Genomic DNA, 21,178 nt, shown 5'->3' with positions numbered 1-21,178 from the left:
AGTCGAATGACGATCGATGCTGTCGAAGCCGACCCGTGCTGTATTCAATCGCATTCCCAGACAACGGTCAAATTGTCCCGGTGGATGATTTCGTCGTAAGGTTTCTCGCCGAGTTTTCGTTTGATTTCGCTGGTTTTGAGCCCCATGATCTTGCGGATATCCTCGGCGCTGTAGTTGACCAGGCCGGTGCCCAGAACCTCGCCCCCACCGTTGGTGAACTCAACCGGCGATCCCGCCCCGAACTCCCCGATGACGTCGACGATACCGGCGGGCAGCAGACTTTTGCCGTTCTGGGTAATGGCCTTTGCGGCACCGTCGTCGATGCGGATGACGCCCCTGGGCTTGGTCGTGAAACCGATCCAGCATTTCCGGTTGGTCATCTTGTGGCTTTTGGGGGCGAAGTAGGTGCCGTGGGGTTCCCCTTCCAGAAGACGGATCAGAATGTCCGGCTTGGTCCCCTGGGCGATGATCATGGGAATGCCGGCGGTGTTGACCTTTCGGGCGGCCCGAATTTTGGTCATCATACCCCCGGTACCCAACGCTCCCGGGATATCGCTGGCATAACGCTCGATATCCTTCTTGATGGTTGAAACCACCGGTATCAGCTCCGCGTCGATATTGGTCCGGGGATCCTTGTTATAGAGGCCGTCGATGTCGGTGAGATTGATCAAAATATCGGCGTTGACCAGAAGTGCGATCATGGCCGAGAGGGTGTCGTTGTCGCCGAACTTGATCTCCTCGATGGATACCGTGTCGTTTTCGTTGATAATGGGTACAATGTGCCACGACAGAAGGGTGTGGACGGTGTTTCGGGCGTTCAGGTATCGCTTCCGTTGATAAAGGCCGTCGCTGGTCAGCAGGACCTGGGCCACCTTTTTGCCGCAGGCCTCGAAGGCTTTCTCGTATTCCATGATCAGGCTGGCCTGCCCAACGGCGGATACGGCCTGGCGTTTGGGGATTTCTTCCGGGCGTTTTGCCAAACCGAGCTTACGGAGACCTGCGGCCATGGAGCCGGAGGAGACCAATACCACCTGAAGCCCCCTGTCGATCATGATGCAGATCTGGCGGCTGATGGCGTGGACGAAATCAACGTTCAGGCCGTTGTCTTTGGTCAGTAGATTGCTGCCGACCTTGACGACGATCCGGCGGGCCGTTTTGAAACAGGATCTTCGGTTATCTTTCATGATGGGATTCGGTGTCGAGTTGGTGGAGACGTTCGGCAATGGTTTTGATCAGCACGTCGATTCCCAGAGTCGCTGCCGCGGAAATCGTCATGAATGGGAGTCTGCCCGCCGCTTCCTGAAAAAGGGCTGCTGCAATGTCCGCGCCCGGAAGATCCATTTTGTTCAGCACGACGAGCTGGGGCTTTTCAGCCAGATGCCGGTTGTAGCCGGCGAGTTCGTGATTGATGGCTTCATAGCCCGCCATTGGGTGATCGGGGTCGATGGTGACGGCGTCGATCAGGTGAACCAGGAGTCGGGTTCTCTCGATATGGCGGAGAAAACGGGTCCCCAGCCCCGCCCCCGAGTGGGCACCTTCGACAAGGCCGGGGATGTCCGCCACGACGAACGGTTCTCCCCATACGTGTTTGACCACTCCGAGGTTGGGTGAAAGGGTCGTGAACGGATAATCGCCGACCTTGGGTCTGGCGGACGAGATGACGCTGATCAGGGTGGACTTGCCTGCATTGGGAAATCCGATGATACCGACATCCGCGAGGAGTTTGAGCTCCAGTTTGAGAGTGAAGATCTCGCCGGGCTCGCCCGGTTGGGCAAAGCGGGGGGTGCGATGGGTCGATGACTTGAAGCGGGTGTTCCCCTGGCCGCCTCGGCCGCCCTTGGCCGCGATGAAGGTTTCGCCCTCTTCCGTGAAGTCTTTCAGCATGTTTCCGGTTTCCGCGTCACTGACGATGGTTCCCACAGGAACCGGAATGATCAGGTCTTCACCGCTTCGACCGGTCTTTTGGCTTCCTTGACCGGCCGAACCGTTCTGGGCTGCAAAGTGTTTTTTGAAGCTGAAATGGTAAAGTGTCCGTTTTTGCGAGGTGGCGGCCATGATGACATCGCCGCCCTTGCCTCCGTCACCACCGTCCGGTCCGCCTTTCGGGATGAAACGTTCCCGTCTGAAGCTGACGCAGCCCCTCCCCCCACTTCCGGATTGGACGGTAATCATTGCCTCGTCAATGAATTTCACGCAGGATAGACGCTCGCTTTTTTACGGGTTTTGCCGAACCGTTCATAGGCAACTATGCCGTCCACCAGAGCGTAAAGGGTATAATCCCTGCCCATGCCGACGTTCTCGCCGGGATGGATCCGGGTGCCGAGCTGCCGTACCAGTATGTTTCCGGCTTTCACCGTCTGACCGCCGAAGCGCTTGACACCACGGCGCTGTCCGTTGCTGTCGCGGCCGTTCTTCGAACTGCCGCCTGCCTTCTTGTGTGCCATTTTTCGTTATACCTCACTTTCCATATCGTCTTTTTGAACCAGACCGGGGCTGCCGATGCTGTCAATTCTAACCGCCGTAAAAGACTGACGGTGCCCCTGTTTTCTCCGATAGCGTTTCCGCCGTTTGTATTTGAAAACGATGATCTTCTTAGCCCTGCCCTGTTCCACAATATGTCCTTTCACCTGGACGTCTTCGAGAACCGGCCGGCCGATGGTCACGTTTTCGCCATCCGAAAACAGAAGCACTTTATCGAAAGAAACCGGTGCGCCTACCTCTCCAGTCAGCTTTTCCAACCGAAGGGTCTCGCCTTCCCGGACTTTGTATTGTTTTCCGCCCGAGCTAACCACAGCGTACATCTGCGTAACCTCCTTTAAATATAATGCAATACAAAAAGAACTTTAAAAGCAACATATGTTACTCTATTTATAGGAATTGTCAAGGAAAAAATGGTTCAAGGGGTACCGTCGAGAAGTCCGATCAGGACACCGCCGGCAGTCGGTGATTCGGCGCTTTTCGGCGTTCCATTTGTCGAAAGAGCCATACACGCGTCGAGGAATTCGTCGCATTCCAACCGTGTGTCGACGAGGGTAAGGGAAAACCTTGGCGCATTGTCGTTTTCCGGTGTCGGGAATGTGACGATTTCGGAAGCCTCCACCGGATTTTCCAGAAATTTTCGGATGTGGTTCGAAACTTCGGTTTGAAACGCTGCCAGGCGATTCGGGTCGGGAATGGACATCTCTCGAATTTCGAGAATTTCGCCGGCAGGGCTGATGGTATCCCGCACCGCGTTGTAAACGGCCCGACTCGTGGTAACGAAAAGTCGATCTTCGGCGTTATCCTCTCGAACCAGCCGGGCGAATGTTTCAAGGCGCTTTTCCGTCATGTGGCCGCCGGGGTCTTCGGCATGAAGGGCGGGTGACCCACCCAGGCCAATGTCGGATTCCTCCGGATCACCCAGCAACTCCTTCAGGAATTTTCGCTCCATTTCCCGGTAGGTTGCCAGACCGTCCTGAAGCTCATTTTGCCGCCGGTCGAATTCCTGAGCCACAGCCAGGAAGAAACGGGCGTCGAAGAGCGCATCGGTCGAGGGGGTATCAGACTCGCCGGAAACCCGTTTCCTGATGTCGGTACTGAGACGATGAGTACTTACATCCTCAAAGAACGGTATACGACCACTCTGTGTTTTGAAAAATTTCAGGTCTTTCCCCTCGTGGAGATCGGCCCATTTCTGGTATTCGTCGAGCAGCTTCAGCAGGCGGACGTTGTCGATATCCACCGGAACCCGTATATCGAATCCCCCCTCATCGGCCCAGGTTCTGAGGCTTGCGGGAACCGCATCCGAAAGGGGTTGGTAAACGACCGTCCGGGGAAAACAAGCGCCCAGAAGCGTCGCGGCAAAAGGCGATACGTAGGTGAACGGAAAATATATTGGCTCCATGTTTCCTCCATGTGTTGACGGTTCCCAAAAAATCCCTTTTTACGGGATCATCATGTGCCGACATGCCCCTGACGTAATGTCAGACCTTCGAGTCCCGCACCATCACGCCTCGGACCTGCAAATCTTCACGCAGCCGGTCGGCCAGCGGCCAGTTCCGCTCCTTTCGGGCCAACTCTCTTTCCCGGATGAGGCGTTCGATCTCCGGGTCATCGGCGCCGTCTTCCAAGTCGAAGATATTGAGGGCCGTGTTGATGCTTCGGAAGGTCTCCAGCAGCCTTACGGCGCCTTCGGGATCGATCATTTTTTGCAATACCAACTTGTTGACGATTTTGACGGATCGGAACAGAGAGGCGATGGCCGCCGAGATGTTCATGTCTTCGTCCATGGCCTGGATGAAGCCCTGTTTGATGTCGTAGATCAATTGATCCAATTCGGGATAAGGGGCGCCGGAGGTCACGTTTCGAAGGTTTCCCAGGCAGGCGTTGAGTCGTCCCAGGGAGCGTTTTGCCGCATCCAGGCGTTCGGTGGAAAAACGAACCGGCTTTCGGTAGTGGGTCGACAAAAGCCAGTATCGGATATCCCGTCCGGTATAGCCTGCTTCCATTAGATCTTCAAGGTTGAAGAGCAGCAGGTTTTCGTCCATTTTTTTCCCGTCCATAAGGACCCGATCACAGTGAAGCCAGTATTTGGCCAGGGGCTTTCCGGTCAGAGCCTGAGCGATGGCGATTTCGTTCTCATGGTGGGGAAACATGAGGGTCCGGCCGCTGGTATGAATGTCGAAACTCTCCCCGAGATATTTCATGGACATGGCCGTGCACTGAATGTGCCATGAAGGCCTTACATTACCCCACTCGGTGGGCGTGTAAATGCCCCGTTTGAGCTCCGAAAGCGTGCACCGCTTGAAGAGCGTGAAATCTCTGGGATTCTCCTTTTCGTATTCGTCCAGGTCAACCGTTGCCCCGAGGCGGATCTTGTCGAGATCAATGCCCGACAGTCGGCCGTATTCCTTGAATTTGGAGATGTTGAAGTAGAGGGAGCGCAGTTTTTCATAGGCGAACCCCTTGAGATAGAGTTTCTCGGCAAGCGTGACCATCTCCCGGACGTGTTCGCTGGCCCGGGGATATGTGTCGGCGGGAGCAATGCCCAGTATCTCGAGATCTTTGTGGAAGGCATCGATATATTGCTGGGTAAACGCTGAAAGCGCCATTCCCGACTTGGCGGAACCGTTGATGGTCTTGTCGTCAAGATCGGTGATGTTCATCACGTGGGTGACGTCGTATCCACGATATCGGAGGTATCGACACAGTAAATCCGCGAAGACGAACCGTCGCCATTCATCGGGATGCAGCCGGGCATGGACGGTGGGACCGCAGGAGTAGACGGAGACCTTTCCGGGCAACATGGGCTCCAGAGGTTCCTTACGCCGGTGCATGGTGTTGAAGACCCTCATGACGACCTTGTCCGCGACCGTAAAAAGCGGCGTGCTCAAATACCGCTCCCCGCTGTCCGGAAAGATGACCACGATGGTACCCGATGACATCGTCTGGGCTTCCTTGGCGGCGACGGCCATGGCGGCGCCGCTGCTCATGCCCACGAAAAGTCCCTCCTCCCGAGCCAACTTCCTGGCCGTCTCGAAGGCCTCCTCGTCGTCGATGTTGACCTTCTTGTCAAGCCGCTCTTTCTCGAAAATACCGGGTTCATAGGCTTCTTTCATGTTCTTGAGTCCCTGGATCTTGTGACCCAGATAGGGCTCGACACCCACGATCCGGATGTTTGGATTGAACTCCTTGAGCCGGCGGGAGAGACCCATGAGGGTTCCGGTAGTACCCATGGTGGCCACCAGGGTCGTGACGGTCTTTTCGGTCTGTTCCCAGATTTCGACGGCGGTGCCGTAATAGTGGGCTTTCCAGTTGGCTTCGGTGTTGTATTGGTCAGCCATGAAATAGGCCTCCGGGTGTTCCCGGACAAGCCGGTAGACCGCTTCGATGGCGCCGTCCGTTCCCAGGTGGCCGGGCGTGAGCAGAATTTCGGCACCCCTGGCTTTGAGGATTTTTCGGCGTTCCTCGCTGGCCGATTCAGACATGGCCAGGAGCAATTTGTACCCTTTGACCGCACAAACCATGGCAAGGCCGATGCCTGTGTTTCCGCTGGTGGCCTCGATAACGGTCTTTTCGGGGGTGAGTTCTCCCGATGTTTCGCCCGCCTCGATCATGTAAAGGGCCGGACGGTCCTTGATGGATCCCCCGGGGTTCATGTATTCCAGCTTGGCCAGAATCCGGACCTTCGGGTTGGGGTTCAGTCGGCGAATTTCGACCATTGGCGTATTGCCGATGGCGTCTAACAAAGAATAACTCATGGTGTTGTCCGTTTTTCATCGGTTATGCCAAGCAAAGACAATGTCAGTCCATGAAGTGGCCCGGAACATGATAAAATGCATTGACAGAACTTTAAATCATACCATCTTTCAGCTGAAATTCAAACTCAACTTTTCAGAGTGCCCAAGCCTTGAGATGATTATCAGTCAGGAGGATAGCGGGTATCGAAAAAATGGGACAATATACCCCGGATATCCCTGCCGACGATGTCGGGATCCTGTTCGGCGTTAACGATCCGAAACCGCTTTGGGGATTGCAAAGCCATGTCGAGATACCCTGCACGGACCCGTTCATGAAACGGTACGAGCTCTTTTTCAAACCGGGTTTCCGCTGCTTCTCGTTCGCCGGCGCTGATCTGGCGCCATGCCCGTCGGAGACCGATCTGGGGCGGAAGATCCAAAAGCAGGGTCAGATCCGGGGTGAAGTCGTCCAACACCAGGCTGTGAAGGGTCTTCAAAAAATCGATGTCGAGTCCGCGGGCATACCCCTGATAGGCCAGCGTGGCATCGAAGTAGCGATCGCACAGCACGATTTTTCGATCGGCAACAGCAGGCCGGACCACTGTGCTCAGGTGATGGGCCCGATCGGCCATATAGAGCAGAAGCTCCGCACGGGGATCGAGATCATGGTGTTCCGGATCGAGAAGAAGCGCGCGGATTTTCAGACCGATGGCGGTACCGCCCGGCTCCCGGGTAACGACTACCGGAAGATTTCGGCCCGAAAGGTACGCAGCCGCTGATTGGATCTGGGTCGTCTTACCCGACCCTTCTATGCCTTCAAATGTTATGAACATGGTGTCCTTCAAGAGATTTTCCGGGAAGGATGCCTCCCGGGGGTTTCGTGTCCTGGCATCGCTTTGGCGGCGGTGTTTTTTCTTCAGCTCTCTTCCCTGTCGCTCCGGAAAAGTTGCCGTCGCAACATGGGGTTATAACCAGTCCATTTCTCCTGGGGGTTTTCCTTGGCGATGAATTCCCGGAGACCGTTCATTTTTGCGTCTATCTCATCGATGTGATTGAGCAGCACCGCTTCGAGGGTCTTGGGGGGTTCGGGAGAGCCGAACTCACGGCTCCCATGATGGCTGACGATCATGTGTTTGAGGAGCATGGCTTTTTCCGGAGGAAATCCGTCGATCCGACGGATCTTTTCATCGAGCATGCCGCAGCCGATGATGATATGCGTCAACAGCTTTCCCTCGTCAGAGTAATCGATGACATAGTCGTATTCGAATTCCCGAATTTTTCCGATGTCGTGAAGAATCGCTCCGGCAAGAAGTAACTCCATGTCAATGCCACTGTAATGGGCGGCGATATTGTGAACCAGAATCGTCATGGAGAGGGTATGTTCCAATAGTCCGCCCAGGTAAGCATGGTGCATTTTTTTGCCCCCGGGCGCCTGTTTGAAACGGTCGACAAAATCATCGTCCGCCCAGAAGGCTGTAAAAAGTCTACGGAGATCCGGATCCTGGATATGCTTGTCCACCGTGCTTCGGAGACGTTCGAACATTCGGTCCGGCGACTGTCGTTGGACGACCGGGAGAAAATCGTCCCGCTGAACCGCCCCCCTTTCCACCGGGGAGAGCTCCCTCAGGGTAAGCTGGAGACTTCCGCGATATTCCGAAACCGTACCCCTTGCCCTGACAAAATCACCTACTCCACCGACGGCGGCGACTTCCAGAACATTGTCCCAGGCTACGCTTTTGATATCTCCGGTTCGGTCCGACAAGGTGAGATTGAGGTAGTTCTCCCCATTTTTTTTCTGAGAGAGCGTTTTGCTCGAAATCACGAAAACATCGTCAACCTGGATGCCGACGGTGATCTCGGCCGCGAATTGCTGCTTCATCTCAGACGTTCCATTTTCTCAGTCGGTCGATCATCCGATAGTCCGTGATGTCGCACTGGAGGGGCGTGATGGTGATGTAGTCATGACATAAGGCGTCGCCGTCCACCGAAAGGTCCTCGCCAAATATTCGGGTGTCGCTTCCAAGCCAGTGGTAGGCTCGATTTCTCGGATCAAGACGCTTTTCATAGTATTCCTTGGAGAGACGATCGATGCCCTGACGGGTGATCTTGACGCCTCGAATCCGGCTCATGGGAATGTTCGGTACGTTCACGTTCAGAATCGTGCCGAAGGGCAAAGGGGCTTCCACAATGCGGCGTGCCAGTTTTTCCGCGAAGGCGGCCGTTTCACCGTAATCTTCGATTTCGTATCCATTGATTGAAATGGCGATGGCCGGGAGCCCGAACAGCGCCGCTTCACGAGCGGCGGCGACCGTTCCCGAATAATTGATGCTGATCCCGACGTTGGCTCCCGGGTTGATGCCGGCCACGACGACATCCGGCTTCTCTTTCAGGAGGGCGGTCAGCCCCAGTTTGATGCAGTCTGCAGGCTTGCCGTCGATCCCATACCCTTCCCAGCCGCCGTTCAGTTTCATCCGGGCAGCCCGAAGTGGGGTGTGGAGGGTAATGCCGTGGGCCACCGCGCTTCGTTCCCTGTCCGGCGCCACGACCGATACCGCGTGATCCTGGACGAACTGTCGATAGAGCGCCCACAGCCCGGGGGCGTGAATGCCGTCGTCGTTGGTCAGAAATACTTTCATGTCCAAATGTCTTCAGGGTTGATGCCAAGCATATGCCTTGACATTTTTGGCTGTTCTTGTTTTTATATTCGAGCTGTTCTTGATTTTATACTTGATATGACGGTTGGCTTCAACCGATATTCCCGATGCTCTCCATGATTTTTATGTCAAGGTCTTGATTCTGGATCTGGGGAAAACTTCAGATCGTGGATCAGGACCGTTTTTATTGCGTCCGGGTCCTTGACGTAAACATCGACAACTCAACGGACCGTACGGTTTCGAGTTTATTCCATGTATACAAGATTATGTCCGGATTTCAGAGCTGACAGAACCGTGCCGTACCTGCTTTTCCCCGACAGGCCTTCCGCTAAGACGCCTATTTCGTTGTGGAGAAAATTCCTTCGTATTCTGCTGATGATGACGCTTCTGGCGGGGTCGGTTCGTGCGGCCTGGGGTGAATCGCTTCCGGACATCCTTCGATCGGATCCTGACAAGCCCTGGGAGATCAAGGCGGAAAGCGTCGAGTACGACGCAAAGAACAAGGTCTACGTCGCTCGTGACGGTGTTGTCATCAGCAAGGATGGAAAGCGGCTTTCGGCCGACCGTGTCATTTTTGATCATCAGAACATGACGGCCTCCGCGGAGGGGCATGTGGTGATGATAACGGGCGGGGACGTCCTCACGGGGGACCGGATCGACATCAATCTTGAAACTGAGACCGGGACGCTTTACCAGGGGAAGGTGTTCACCCGGGAGAAGCATTTCCGTATCCAGGGTGAGCGGGTTGATAAGATCGGTGAAAAGGAATACCGGGTCTACAAGGCCAGCGTCACGACTTGTGGCGGATCGACGCCGGCCTGGCGGATCACGGGCAGGAATCTTGATATCACTCTCGAGGGGTACGGCAAGGTCAAACACGGGGCCTTCTGGATCAAAAACGTTCCGGTGTTTTATAGTCCCTACTTTATCTTTCCGGTCAAAAAGGAGCGACAAAGCGGTTTGTTGCCGCCGGAATTCGGGACATCCGAACGCAAGGGGGTCTCTTACACTCAGCCTGTGTTCTGGGCTATCGACGAAAGCACTGATGCGACTTTTTACAACATGTACATGTCCGATCGGGGTAATAAGGTCGGCGCGGAATACCGGTACGTCCTCGACGATCGATCCAGGGGAACCGTCATGTTCGATTACCTCGACGACCTGAAAATTGACGACGGCACCGGTTCGACCAGCAGAGACTGGGGCTACGCAGGGGATCGCTACCTTCGCACCAACAACGACCGATACTGGTTCAGAGCCAAGGTCAATCAGATGCTGCCCCTCGATTTTGCATCCCGGCTCGATTTGGATATCGTGAGCGACCAGGATTATCTTTACGAGTTCAAAGACGGTTACTCCGGTTTTGACACGACCCGAAAATACTTCAACAGGCACTTTGGACGGGACCTTGACGACTACACTGATCCGATTCGAACCAACAGCTTTAATCTGAACAAAATCTGGCGCCAATACAGCCTGAATGCGGGCATAGTCTGGTACGACAACGTCATCAACCGTCGATGGGAAGAAACGGACACGACCCTTCAGCAGTTGCCCAATGTCACGTTCAACGCCGCCCGTCAGGCGATCATGGCATCACCTGTTTACTGGGATTTGACCTCCCAGTATGCCTATTTCTTCCGGCAGGACGGCGACAAGGGAAACCGTTTCGATATCTGGCCCCGATTTTCGATGCCGTACCGATTCAAAAAATATCTTTTCATCGAACCGTCCATCGGACTTCGGGAGACGCTCTGGCGTGTGAACACCGATGATAGCGAATTGACCTCGCCGTTCGTTTCCTCCACCCGAAGCCAACATCGGGAGATGTTCGATGCCCGGCTGGATCTCTCCACTCATTTGAGCCGAATCTATACCCTCGCGCCCGACGCCGAAGGGCTTTTGGCCCGTTTGAACATGCGGCCGGAAAAGATCAAACACAATTTTCGCCCATCCTTGATATATGAATACATTCCCAAAAAAAACCAGGACGATTATCCGTTTTTCGATCCGGCAGACCGGATGTTCCGAAGAAATCGGATGACCTTCGACCTCGTTAACTCATGGGTGTCCAAGTCTAAAAAGGCTGTACGGGGGGGCAAGGCCGCTTCCGGACAAGTGCGGAACGACAGGTTCGCGGACTATGTCTTTCGAGAGTTCTGTCGTTTCGAGATCTCTCAGAGTTATGATGCCGATACCTACGATGCAGATGAGCTTATTTATCGATTCAATCTGATGGACCGAACGACGCCGGAGCCCGGAGAGCATTGGTCGCCGCTATATGGCCGGCTCGACGTCGAGCCGGCTGAGTTTTACACCATCAGCGCCGATGTGGAGTGGTCCCACCTGGAAGATGATTTCCTTTCCCGCAATATCGCTCTCACCTTCAGAGATCGCCGTGGAGACCGTCTTTACACGGAATATCGATACAGCCGTGAAATGAGCGAATCCTTATATGCCAGCCTTCAGGCCCAACTCGCCTCGTGGTTGTCAACCTATGTCGAATATGAACAGAACATACAAGACAACGAAAACATCAGAACCGGCGTAGGATTTGTCTACACCCATCCCTGTTGGTCAATGGACCTGCGGTATCTCAAGGACCGTGATGACCAGGCCTTCGGCGTCATGGTCAGGCTGGCGGGGTTGGGGGGAATGGACGTCAACTGAAACAGACGAGATTGCGTTCACATGAATGATGCGATATTGAAGCCGGCGTGGTATGTCCTTCATGTCAAAAGCCGGTTTGAAAATGTGGTGAACGAGGGGTTGGTTAAAAAATCCTTCGAGGCGTTTCTTCCGAAAATTCAGGTCAGGAGCAGACGACGGGACCGTCGCAAGATGATCCAGGTTCCGCTTTTTCCCGGCTACCTGTTCGTTCGGACGAATCTTGATCCCCACCTTCATCTGGAGATCGTCAGGACCGTCGGTGCGGTTCGGTTGGTCGGAAACCGGACGGGCCCCCCTGTGCCCGTTCCCGATGACGTCGTATCCTCTCTCCGGATCATGGTGGCGGCCGAAAAGGCCGTCACCACCGGGCGCCGCTATTCGAAAGGAGAGCGGGTGATGGTGACGGGAGGGACGCTTGGAGGGGTTGTCGGGGTATTTTCACAATACCGCGGAAAGGGTCGGGTCATCGTGAACATCGATATCCTGGGCCAGTTTGCTGCTGTCGAGGTCAGCGAAGACGACGTGATAACGCTTCCCGAAATAATTTCATAACATCTTGACATCTTATCAAATATCATTTAAATATAAAAAATTGACGATGGATTGGTAGATTTACGACAATTAAGGAGTAGAAACATATGAACAAACTGGAATTGATTTCCACCCTAAAAAATGAGGCGAATATATCCAAGGCGGAGGCAGCCAAGATTGTCGAAATATTTTTCGACAGCATGGCTGACGCGTTGGCGAAAGGGGAACGGGTTGAAATCAGGGGATTGTGCAGCTTTTATGTCAAAAATTACAAGAGCTATACAGGTAGAAACCCAAAGACCGGCGACAAGGTGGTCATCAATCCCAAGAAGCTTCCCTTTTTCAAATGTGGAAAAGAGTTGAAGGAACGCGTGGATTACTGATCGTTGTCTGTAACTGATTTTCAGATTTTGCAGGAACAGCGGGCGCTCAGGATTTTATCTGTCTTTTTCGGGAAGGAGAACGTTCCTCACGCCTTGCTCTTTACCGGAATTCATGGTGTCGGCAAGCGAACGGCCGCATTGATGTTCGCCATGGCCTGCAATTGCAGACGGTTTGCAGACGGGACGGTCCAATCCCGAGTCGATCGAGATGTGATGACCGTTGTCGGATGCGACTGTAAAGCCTGCCGAAAAATTCTTTCGGGGAACCATCCGGACATCCATCGAGTTGCCCCGTCAGGCGGGATGATCAGAATCGACCGCGTTAGAGAGCTTCGCCATTCACTGTCTCTGAAGCCTTACGAAGCGTCGCTCCGGATCGTCATTGTCGAACAGGCTCAAACCATGAACCCGGAAGCGTCCAATGCGCTGCTCAAGATCCTTGAGGAACCGCCGGATCGGACGATTTTCATTCTGACGGCCCTTACGCCGGGCGATTTGCTGCCGACGATCGCATCGCGTTGCATCAACGTCCGGTTCGATCCTGTTCCACGTCGACGCCGGGCGGCGGTTTGGCGGGCAAAATACGATTTAACTTCCGTGGAAGCCGATCTTTTTGCCATAATGGCCGAGGGCAGCCCGGGAAGGATCAATATGGACAGCCCGGCAGACAGAAAGGCGTGGCTTCGCCGGCGGAAATGGCTATTGAACCGCCTCTCCGAAATCACGTCGGGAACGGATCGGGATTTGGCCGTGAACGGCCTGATGGCTTTTGCCGAACGGCTCTTTCGGGAAAAGGCGCTTATCGACGGTTCCCTGGATATGATTCGATCCTTTTTGCGGGATCTGATTATTTTTAAACATGCTCCCGAGAAGATTCTCAACGAAGATGTGTTGAGTGACATTCGACGGATTTCGATAATATTTACTGAAAAATCGCTGCTTTCCAAAATTGAAGCGGTCAATGCCGCTCAAAAGGCTGTGGGGTCGAACGCCAACATCAGGCTGACCTTGGAAGTTATGGTATTGCAGCTGGCTAAAAAATAAACTATGGTAAAAGTTGTTGGTATTCGATTCAAGCCGGCGGGAAAAGTCTATGACTTCGACGCCGGTGCTTTTGTACTGGCACCGGGCGACCCGGTTATCGTCGAAACGGAGCAGGGACTGGGTTTCGGCTTTGTCGCGGTTGCTCCGGAACTTCGCGATGAGAAGACGTTTGATCGGGCCTTGAAAAAGGTTTATCGACTAGCCGGTGAAGCCGATTTTCATCAACGTGAGAAAAACCGGGAGCTTGAGAAGAAGGCCCATGCATTTTGCATGGCGTGCGTCAAAAAACTGCGATTGCAGATGAATCTGTTTTCGGTTGAAGGAACCTTCGATGCCGGCAAACTGACGTTTTTTTTCACGGCGGACGGCCGAGTGGATTTCAGAGAACTGGTGAAGATGCTGGTGAGAGAATTTCGAATCCGGATCGAGATGCGACAAGTCGGTATCCGGAATCAGGCTAAAATGTGCGGCGGAATCGGCCGGTGCGGCAGGGCATTGTGCTGCTCCACCTTTATCGAAAAATTCGAGCCGGTATCCATTCGCATGGCCAAGGAGCAAGGGCTTTCGTTGAATCCCACCAAGATTTCGGGTCAGTGTGGAAGGCTCATGTGCTGTCTGACCTTTGAAAATGAAACCTATAAAGGGCTTAAAACCGAATTCCCCAAGATCGGCAAGATGGTCGAGACCCCCAAAGGAAAAGGAAAAATCGTGCGTCACAATGCGATCTGCAACCGAATCGCCGTCCGTTTGGAAGAGGGGCAGGAAATGGAGTTCGATCTATCGGATATTCAACTGGAAAGCGAAAGCAAGGATAAAAGCCGTCAAAATGGATAGGAGAAACAATGTCGGATCCTTTTTATGTCACTACCCCCATTTATTACGTGAATGCCAGACCGCATCTGGGGCATGCCTACACGACCATCACGGCCGACGTGGCATGCCGGTTTCATACGATGAAACCGGCGGAGACCTACTTCCTGACAGGGACGGACGAACACGGCGACAAGATAGAGCGGGCTGCTCGCCGGGAAGACATGACGCCAAGAGAATACGTCGACAGGATCAGCGGCATCTTCAAGGCGCTATGGCCCGAGCTCAACATCCGATACAACCAATTTATTCGGACGACCGATACACGTCATAAGGCGTTTGTCCAACGGATTCTCCAACAGATTTATGATGCGGGAGATATCTATTTCAGTGAGTATGAAGGGAAATACTGTTTCGGTTGCGAACGCTTCTATACCGATCGGGAACTCGTTGACGGCAAATGTCCGGACCACGAGACTGTTCCTGAAACGATTCGGGAGGCCAATTACTTTTTCAGGATGAGCCGTTATCAGGACTGGCTGATCCGGCATATCCACCACCATCCCGATTTCATCCGTCCCGAACGGTATCGCAACGAGGTGCTTTCCTTCCTCAAGGACCCCCTGGACGACCTCTGCATTTCTCGTCCGAAAAGCCGCCTCGACTGGGGGATCACCCTGCCTTTCGACGAAAAGTACGTCACTTATGTCTGGTTCGATGCGTTGCTGAACTACGTTTCCGCCCTCGACTATCCCGACGGCGAAAAATTCCGTAAATTCTGGCCCCATGTTCAGCACATTGTGGCCAAGGACATCCTGAAACCTCACGGCATCTATTGGCCGATCATGCTCAAGGCCGCTGGAATACCGGTTTATAAACACCTGAACGTTCACGGCTACTGGAACATCGAGGAGAGCAAGATGTCCAAGAGTCTGGGCAACGTGGTGGAACCCCTCTCCCTCAAGAGTGTCTATGGGCTGGATGCCTTCCGGTATTTCCTGATGCGGGAGATGGTTTTCGGCCTCGACTCCAGCTTCAGTGAAGCCGCCCTGGTCCAGCGTATCAATTCCGATCTGGCCAACGACCTGGGAAATCTTTTCAGTCGGGTCACCGCCATGACGCACAAATATCTCGACGGCATCGTTCCAGGGATCTCGGAAGCGGCTGAGGAACGTCTGTCGGGTCTCAGATTTGGAGACCTGAAAAGTAACGCTGCCGCGGTCATCGATCAATACGAAACGGCCATGGAGAGTTTTGCATTTCACAGGGCGATGATTGCCGTATGGGAATTCATAAACCAGATGAACAAGTACATTGATGTCGCCGCTCCCTGGGAGCTGGCCAAGAAAAAATCCTGCCGACAGGAGCTGGATGCCGTCATGTATCAGCTCCTTGAAGGGCTCAGAATCGTTTCAGGTCTGATCTATCCGGTCATGCCCGATACCGCCCGAAAAATGCAGGAGCATCTGGGACTTTCTCCGGATGAGCCGTTCTATCTTCTGACAACTCTCCGGGCATGGAAGACGCTGCCGCCCGGGGTAAAACTGCCCAAAACGACGCGCTTGTTTCCCAGGGTAGAGATCGAAATCCCCAAGACACAAATCCCGGGAGACGCTTCTTCCCCGTCCGGGCCGGATGCGCTTGAACCGGTTGCCCTGAAACCGACGATCGACATTGAAACTTTTGCCAGAATCGATCTGAGGGTTGCCACCATCGTGAAGGCGGAGCCTGTTCCCAAGGCCAAAAAACTCCTCAAACTTGAGGTCGATATGGGAGATACCCGGACCATCGTGTCCGGCATTTCAGGAAGCTACACACCTGATGAGCTCATTGGAAAACAGGTGATTATTGTTGCCAATCTCAAACCCGCAAAGCTGATGGGTGTGCTGTCACAAGGCATGCTTCTGGCTGCCTCGGAAGGAAAAACCGTGACGATTGCCACACTCGACAAAGAGGTTAAACCCGGAACAATGTTGAGCTGATCTTTCATGGGGGGGCCATGATTAAATCGAGACGCGGAAGTGGTTCATTTGGAAAACGACCGGATTGGCGGACGTACCAATCCGGGTTGAAGCGGGAACGGGAGCGAAAGCGGAATGGCCTGAAGGTTTATCGATACGCCGCCGCGATGGCCTTATTGTTGGGCTTCACATATTTTTTTAACGGAATGTTTCCGGGCGGCGCCCGAGTTCGAGAGGATGTGTCCATTCCGGATTCAATCGCCACAACTGCGTTGCCGGAGGCCGGGAAAACGCTTGATCCGTCTCCGGCGCCGGTATCGGAGAGCGCTGAACCCTCCGCTGAGGGTGCAACATCGAATTCAGAGATGCCGCCTCCCGCATCGGATTTCGGGGTAACGACACCCCTTCCGGAGACCGGGATCGAATCCGGGAATGAAACGGCCGTTGCCGTGAACCGGAACGGTGTCGACACGCCCGAAGCCGATTCTCTCCTTGCCCCGAAATTTGTGAGACAGGTGATCGATAAAGCACAGATCCAATTGATTTTTGATCGACGCAGCTTTGTCAACCTGTCGAAAAACGCATTCGACTACGACTTCGACGGCAGAAAATATCAAGTCGATACCAGCATTAACACAACGCTGCAGCGGTACATGCTGGGTCAACTGCAGCGCCGCTACGCCCATTCCATCGGTATTGTCATCATGGAACCGGAGACGGGCCGCATCCTCTCGATGATCAGTCATGATCGGGAGGATCCCGACAATAATGTCTGTACCGAGAGCCTTTTTCCCGCCGCCAGCATTTTCAAGATAATTACGGCCGCCGCCGCCGTGGAGGAGTGTGGGCTTCAACCCGATTCCACGGTTACCTACAGTGGTGCAAAACATACGCTTTATCGGTCGCAGCTGAATCGAAAAAATCAGCGGCATCTCAACCATATCAGCTTGAGGGATTCTTTCGCGCAGTCAGTCAATCCGGTATTCGGCAAACTCGGTCTTCAGTACCTGGGCAAAAAAGGATTGATCAGCCATGCCGAGGCTTTCGGGTTCAACCAGGAGATCGATTTTGAGCTTCCCACCGCACCCAGCCCCTTCTCCGTCTCCGATGAACCTTACAACTGGGCGGAGATCGCCAGCGGCTTCAACCGAAGCACGCTGCTGTCGCCCCTTCACGGGGCCGTCATCGCTTCGACAATGATTGCCAACCAGGGGTGTCTGGTGGAACCCTCTATCGTGGACCAGATTACCGACAGCTCCGGGCGGGTTATATACAAGAGCCGGCCGAAAACGCTAAACCGGGCACTTTCGCCGAAAACGACCCTGGCCATGCGTTCCCTCATGAAAGAGACGGTTTTGACCGGTACCTGCCGAAAGACTTTTCAGGGCATCTCTCAGTCACCGATTCTTTCCAGGCTCAATATCGGCGGCAAGAGCGGGAGTATCAACTCCAGGACCAACGAGGGGCGGCGATTTGACTGGTTTGTGGGGTATGCCGAGGAGAAAGAGGGTGACCGTAAGATCGTGATCTCCATCGTCGTTGCTCATCAGAACTTCATCGGTACGAAAGCCAACATGTACGCCCGCATGGCCATCGAAAAATTTTTCGAGGACGTCGGGTCCAGAATATAATGCATTCTTAAGCGTCAACTCCCGAACGATATCGCGGAAAGCCCGATATCCAGGCTTCCGGACAGCGTATTGTTGCTGACATTATACCGTAGCAGCCGGCAATACGATTAAAGCCGTTATCGAATTTTTTCGGGAATCGTCAAGATATAACCGGAGACCTTTCGCGGTTTGGGTCGGTCGTCCGAGTAGAGGAGATGGAACATGCCGGGATTTGAGATTTTTGGTGCGGAGGAGCGAAAAGAGGTCATGGATGTCCTGGAGACGGGCGTCTTGTTTCGATACGGATTTGACGGCGTCCGAAAGGGACGATGGAAGGCGAAGACGTTTGAGATCGAACTGGCCGAAAGAATGGGAGTGGCTTACGGCCACCTCTGCGCCAGTGGAACGGCAGCCCTGAGTATTGCGTTGGCCGCATGTGGTGTCGGCGCGGGAGACGAGGTGGTGGTGCCCCCGTTTACCTTTGTCGCCACGGTGGAGGCGGTAATTTATGCCGGTGCCGTTCCCGTCTTTTCGGAGATCGACGATACCCTCTGTCTTGATCCCAAATCCCTCGAATCCGTGATTACCGATCGAACGCGGGCCGTCATCCCGGTACATATGTGCGGCGCACAAGCCCGGATCGGCGAGATCAAGGCGGTTTGTGACCGGCACGGCCTTATCCTGATCGAGGACGCCTGCCAGGCATTCGGCGCGACGTTGGATGGAAAGGCTCTGGGAACATTCGGCCGGATGGGCTGCTTCTCCTTTGATGCAGTCAAGACCGTCACCTGTGGCGAAGGCGGGGCCATCGTTACCGACGATCAGGCTCTTTATCTGAAGGCGGACGCTTTCGCCGATCATGGCCACGATCACCAAGGTTCGGACCGGGGCGCCGAAGGACATGAAATCCTTGGCACCAATCATCGGATATGCGAATTGAATGCCGCAGTGGGGCTCGCTCAACTCAGGAAACTGGACAAGATTCTCGAAATTCAGCGAACCCACAAAAATGCGATCAAAACCGCATTAAAACAATGCCCGTCCATCACATTCCGCCACATCCCCGACGATGCGGGAGATTCCGCTACATTCCTATCTTTTATGTTGCCGGACGAGTCGACCGCACGGGAGAAGACGGCAAAGCTCGCCGCTTCGGGCGTGGACGGCTGTTTTTACTGGTACGGCAACAACTGGCATTATCTCCGACAATGGGATCATCTGAAGCAGCTCAGCAGCGCGGCCAGGCTTCCCTTGGAGCTCCTTGAAAACCGACCGGATTATCGGAAGATTCATCTGCCGAAATCCGACGCCCTCATGGCGCGAACACTTTCGATGCAGATCAAGCTCTCCTGGTCGGAACAGGCGGTCGAGCGTCGTATCCGATCGATGATCGACATCCTGAAGGACTGATCCCGCGCGGAAGGCCGTGATGCCGGCAAAAGCCTGCCGGCCCGCGGCTGCCCTCAATAACCCATCCAGTTGAAATTAAAACTCAACTTTCGACTTTCACAGGCCGGTGCCGGGAGGATACGGCCCGCGCCCCGCGCGGTTTCGTTCAAGTGCCGCTGAAGGGTCGCGGGCCGTATCCTCCCGGCACCTCTATCCGGTCACCATCACGACAGTCGAAAGTTGAGTTAAAAAACGAGCGTTCGCTCTCTATTTATTGACATACCGGTGCTTTTCCGATATCCAACAGATGTTCGAACAAACCGATAATACCCCAAAACTATCACGTCGTCAGGGTTGTTCGATGGATTATTCTGAATTCAAACAGTCGGTCAACCTTTCACGGCAGGATTTCTACCGGCGGATTTTCATGGAGAACCGGGCGAACATCCGGGTCAAGAAGGAAGACACCGTCGTCAAAAACCTCGAAAAGATTTTCTGCGCAGCGCTCAGGCTCAGTAATCGAAATGGTTTCCAGGCCATGAGTATACGGGATTTGGGGCGAGAGGCCGGTCTCAGCATGGGGGCGCTCTATGCCTACTTCTCCAGCAAAGAAGAACTTTTCGGGATGCTCCAAACCCAAGCGCAGGTCCATGTCCGGCGAATACTGGAGGAATGGATCAGCCGGGAGAGCCACCCCGCCGCCAGGCTTCGGACGGCGATCCAAACCCATCTTTATTTGAGCGAGGACCTGCAGCCGTGGTTTTATTTTTCGTTCATGGAAGCCAAGACCTTTGGGGCTGATGACGCTGCATCGATTCGCAGCAATGAAGAATATATCGAGGATGTCGTCCGGGACATCCTCGAAAATGGTGTTCGAACCGGCATATTTGCGGCCCGGAATTGTCATCTGACCGCCTCGGCCGTCAAGGCCTTGCTGCAGGACTGGTACCTTACCCGATGGCGGTTTGCCCGGGATCACATCTCCATTGATCAATATGTCGCCTTCACCATTGCGCTCGTGGAATCGTTTTGTATGGCCGAGAACCCCTCGTCCGAAGATCACCCGGCCTGATTGTCACAGAGCAATTGGACCAGGCGTTCGCTCAGGAAGAGAATCGATTCGATGTCGAGGTGTTCGCATACGGTTTCATCGAACAGGAGTTTTATCTTGGCCTCGAATTCGTCGTCCTGATTCCAGAAAAGGAGCATGACCGGTACTTTTGGGAGGGGAGTGAAGCGCCATGCGGCGTCTGCCGAGGGATGCTCCCTGATTTTGTCCAGCCCACCAATTCGCCTTGCGGCCTCGGCGAGTGCTTCGGGTTTGCCGCTGAACCGTTCCGCCAGGGGAATCTCGACGTGTGCCCGCATGGACTTGATTTTGGATACCGTGTTGGGAATTTCCTGAAAGGCTTTCCATCGCCCCGTGGGGTTCACTTTTCCGCCCTGGGCCATGTGGTTGTAAATGAACACCTGCTCCCACCGGTTCAAAGGTTCATCATCCGCCTTTCGTACGCCGTTGCGCCCGATGCGGATGAGGCCTGAAAAATATGGCAGCTCCAGTTCCACATTCGATTCCTTGCCCACAAGCCGGCCTCCGATCCGATGGGGAAGGTCCTCGATGGCCATTGATGCGGCTTTTTCCCTGGCCCAGACAAGGGCGTCCTCGGCCATGTCCCGCCGGGTCCACTTGCCTGCGGCATGCTGGGCGTCCAGGATTTTCTGGCATCGTGCCGCTGTTTCCGGATCAATATGGGGACAGCCATCGAGGGGAAGTTTTTCGGAGACCACCATGCCGGCAAAGGCGAGGCAGGTGGCAAATCCGCAGTCTCTGCAGTTGGTTTTGGGGAGAACATCTCGATAAAGGTCCACGACGGAGAGCGGCATGGTGAAGTCCTTTCCTTGATAACG

19 protein-coding genes are annotated in these 21,178 nt (G+C 54.3%); 9 read left to right on the top strand and 10 right to left on the bottom strand.

From position 1 onward, the window contains the following. Positions 1–44: 44 nt before the first annotated feature. The 9 genes from proB to surE all read right to left on the bottom strand — a co-directional run bounded on the left by proB (position 45) and on the right by surE (position 8,854). Entirely contained in the window at positions 45–1,184 is a 1,140-nt protein-coding gene (gene proB, locus AB7S84_RS05815; protein ID WP_020878310.1) for a glutamate 5-kinase, read from the bottom strand. Beyond that, positions 1,174–2,193: a GTPase ObgE gene (gene obgE / locus AB7S84_RS05810; protein WP_020878311.1), complete on the bottom strand. Its 1,020-nt coding sequence runs from the start codon at positions 2,191–2,193 to the stop codon at positions 1,174–1,176. The genes proB and obgE overlap by 11 nt, the downstream gene beginning before the upstream one ends. After that, complete coding sequence (gene rpmA / locus AB7S84_RS05805) at positions 2,190–2,444, bottom strand: 50S ribosomal protein L27 (RefSeq protein WP_020878312.1); 255 nt, start codon at positions 2,442–2,444, stop codon at positions 2,190–2,192. Before rpmA ends, obgE begins: the two co-directional genes overlap by 4 nt. Positions 2,445–2,450: 6 nt before the next feature. Then, positions 2,451–2,801, bottom strand: coding sequence for a 50S ribosomal protein L21 (rplU, locus tag AB7S84_RS05800; RefSeq protein WP_020878313.1), 351 nt, complete (start codon positions 2,799–2,801; stop codon positions 2,451–2,453). Between the two features lie 95 nt (positions 2,802–2,896). Beyond that, the gene (locus AB7S84_RS05795; protein WP_020878314.1) at positions 2,897–3,883 is read right to left on the bottom strand and encodes a hypothetical protein; all 987 of its coding nucleotides are present in this window, start codon (positions 3,881–3,883) and stop codon (positions 2,897–2,899) included. Between the two features lie 79 nt (positions 3,884–3,962). Beyond that, the gene (gene cysS / locus AB7S84_RS05790; protein WP_020878315.1) at positions 3,963–6,239 is read right to left on the bottom strand and encodes a cysteine--tRNA ligase; all 2,277 of its coding nucleotides are present in this window, start codon (positions 6,237–6,239) and stop codon (positions 3,963–3,965) included. Between the two features lie 161 nt (positions 6,240–6,400). Continuing rightward, a complete protein-coding gene (tmk, locus tag AB7S84_RS05785; protein WP_020878316.1) occupies positions 6,401–7,051 on the bottom strand; it encodes a dTMP kinase in 651 nt (216 codons plus the stop codon). 83 nt (positions 7,052–7,134) lie between these two features. Further along, positions 7,135–8,097: a 3'-5' exoribonuclease YhaM family protein gene (locus AB7S84_RS05780; protein WP_020878317.1), complete on the bottom strand. Its 963-nt coding sequence runs from the start codon at positions 8,095–8,097 to the stop codon at positions 7,135–7,137. Position 8,098: 1 nt separating this feature from the next. Continuing rightward, on the bottom strand, positions 8,099–8,854 hold the full coding sequence (surE, locus tag AB7S84_RS05775) for a 5'/3'-nucleotidase SurE (RefSeq protein WP_020878318.1): 756 nt from the start codon (positions 8,852–8,854) through the stop codon (positions 8,099–8,101). 363 nt (positions 8,855–9,217) lie between these two features. On the opposite strand from surE, the gene AB7S84_RS05770 reads away from it, so the two are divergent. From AB7S84_RS05770 to AB7S84_RS05730, 9 genes are all read left to right on the top strand, one after another. Beyond that, positions 9,218–11,542, top strand: coding sequence for an LPS-assembly protein LptD (locus tag AB7S84_RS05770; protein ID WP_159449728.1), 2,325 nt, complete (start codon positions 9,218–9,220; stop codon positions 11,540–11,542). Positions 11,543–11,563: 21 nt separating this feature from the next. Next, entirely contained in the window at positions 11,564–12,094 is a 531-nt protein-coding gene (locus tag AB7S84_RS05765; protein WP_020878320.1) for a UpxY family transcription antiterminator, read from the top strand. An 86-nt stretch (positions 12,095–12,180) separates the two neighbouring features. After that, on the top strand, positions 12,181–12,456 hold the full coding sequence (locus tag AB7S84_RS05760; protein WP_020878321.1) for an HU family DNA-binding protein: 276 nt from the start codon (positions 12,181–12,183) through the stop codon (positions 12,454–12,456). 3 nt (positions 12,457–12,459) lie between these two features. Then, complete coding sequence (locus AB7S84_RS05755) at positions 12,460–13,500, top strand: ATP-binding protein (protein ID WP_020878322.1); 1,041 nt, start codon at positions 12,460–12,462, stop codon at positions 13,498–13,500. Positions 13,501–13,503: 3 nt separating this feature from the next. After that, positions 13,504–14,334 carry a PSP1 domain-containing protein gene (locus tag AB7S84_RS05750; RefSeq protein WP_020878323.1) on the top strand — a complete coding sequence of 277 codons (831 nt, stop codon included), beginning with the start codon at positions 13,504–13,506 and terminating at the stop codon, positions 14,332–14,334. 8 nt (positions 14,335–14,342) lie between these two features. Then, on the top strand, positions 14,343–16,292 hold the full coding sequence (gene metG, locus AB7S84_RS05745; protein ID WP_020878324.1) for a methionine--tRNA ligase: 1,950 nt from the start codon (positions 14,343–14,345) through the stop codon (positions 16,290–16,292). Positions 16,293–16,636: 344 nt separating this feature from the next. Further along, positions 16,637–17,902 (top strand): penicillin-binding transpeptidase domain-containing protein, encoded by a 1,266-nt coding sequence (locus AB7S84_RS05740; protein ID WP_428153368.1) that lies wholly within the window; start codon positions 16,637–16,639, stop codon positions 17,900–17,902. Positions 17,903–18,103: 201 nt separating this feature from the next. Then, complete coding sequence (locus tag AB7S84_RS05735) at positions 18,104–19,291, top strand: DegT/DnrJ/EryC1/StrS family aminotransferase (RefSeq protein ID WP_428153366.1); 1,188 nt, start codon at positions 18,104–18,106, stop codon at positions 19,289–19,291. A gap of 340 nt (positions 19,292–19,631) precedes the next feature. After that, positions 19,632–20,342 carry a TetR/AcrR family transcriptional regulator gene (locus tag AB7S84_RS05730; RefSeq protein WP_020876037.1) on the top strand — a complete coding sequence of 237 codons (711 nt, stop codon included), beginning with the start codon at positions 19,632–19,634 and terminating at the stop codon, positions 20,340–20,342. On the opposite strand, the gene AB7S84_RS05725 is transcribed toward AB7S84_RS05730, so the two are convergent. Then, positions 20,330–21,178: DUF3786 domain-containing protein (locus AB7S84_RS05725; protein WP_428153363.1), on the bottom strand; the 849-nt coding region annotated here is incomplete at its 5' end. The genes AB7S84_RS05730 and AB7S84_RS05725 overlap by 13 nt on opposite strands.

Source organism: Desulfococcus sp., assembly GCF_050178255.1.
Taxonomy (GTDB): domain Bacteria; phylum Desulfobacterota; class Desulfobacteria; order Desulfobacterales; family Desulfococcaceae; genus Desulfococcus; species Desulfococcus multivorans.
This window is presented reverse-complemented; position numbering and strand designations above follow the sequence as displayed.

Excerpts from the sequence above, each read along its gene's own strand:
- proB (WP_020878310.1), bottom strand. The coding sequence starts at position 1,184 with ATGAAAGATAACCGAAGATCCTGTTTCAAAACGGCCCGCCGGATCGTC.
- rpmA (WP_020878312.1), bottom strand. The coding sequence starts at position 2,444 with ATGGCACACAAGAAGGCAGGCGGCAGTTCGAAGAACGGCCGCGACAGC.
- rplU (WP_020878313.1), bottom strand. The coding sequence starts at position 2,801 with ATGTACGCTGTGGTTAGCTCGGGCGGAAAACAATACAAAGTCCGGGAA.
- AB7S84_RS05795 (WP_020878314.1), bottom strand. The coding sequence starts at position 3,883 with ATGGAGCCAATATATTTTCCGTTCACCTACGTATCGCCTTTTGCCGCG.
- cysS (WP_020878315.1), bottom strand. The coding sequence starts at position 6,239 with ATGAGTTATTCTTTGTTAGACGCCATCGGCAATACGCCAATGGTCGAA.
- tmk (WP_020878316.1), bottom strand. The coding sequence starts at position 7,051 with ATGTTCATAACATTTGAAGGCATAGAAGGGTCGGGTAAGACGACCCAG.
- AB7S84_RS05780 (WP_020878317.1), bottom strand. The coding sequence starts at position 8,097 with ATGAAGCAGCAATTCGCGGCCGAGATCACCGTCGGCATCCAGGTTGAC.
- surE (WP_020878318.1), bottom strand. The coding sequence starts at position 8,854 with ATGAAAGTATTTCTGACCAACGACGACGGCATTCACGCCCCCGGGCTG.
- AB7S84_RS05765 (WP_020878320.1), top strand. The coding sequence starts at position 11,564 with ATGAATGATGCGATATTGAAGCCGGCGTGGTATGTCCTTCATGTCAAA.
- AB7S84_RS05760 (WP_020878321.1), top strand. The coding sequence starts at position 12,181 with ATGAACAAACTGGAATTGATTTCCACCCTAAAAAATGAGGCGAATATA.
- AB7S84_RS05750 (WP_020878323.1), top strand. The coding sequence starts at position 13,504 with ATGGTAAAAGTTGTTGGTATTCGATTCAAGCCGGCGGGAAAAGTCTAT.
- metG (WP_020878324.1), top strand. The coding sequence starts at position 14,343 with ATGTCGGATCCTTTTTATGTCACTACCCCCATTTATTACGTGAATGCC.
- AB7S84_RS05740 (WP_428153368.1), top strand. The coding sequence starts at position 16,637 with ATGCCGCCTCCCGCATCGGATTTCGGGGTAACGACACCCCTTCCGGAG.
- AB7S84_RS05735 (WP_428153366.1), top strand. The coding sequence starts at position 18,104 with ATGCCGGGATTTGAGATTTTTGGTGCGGAGGAGCGAAAAGAGGTCATG.
- AB7S84_RS05730 (WP_020876037.1), top strand. The coding sequence starts at position 19,632 with ATGGATTATTCTGAATTCAAACAGTCGGTCAACCTTTCACGGCAGGAT.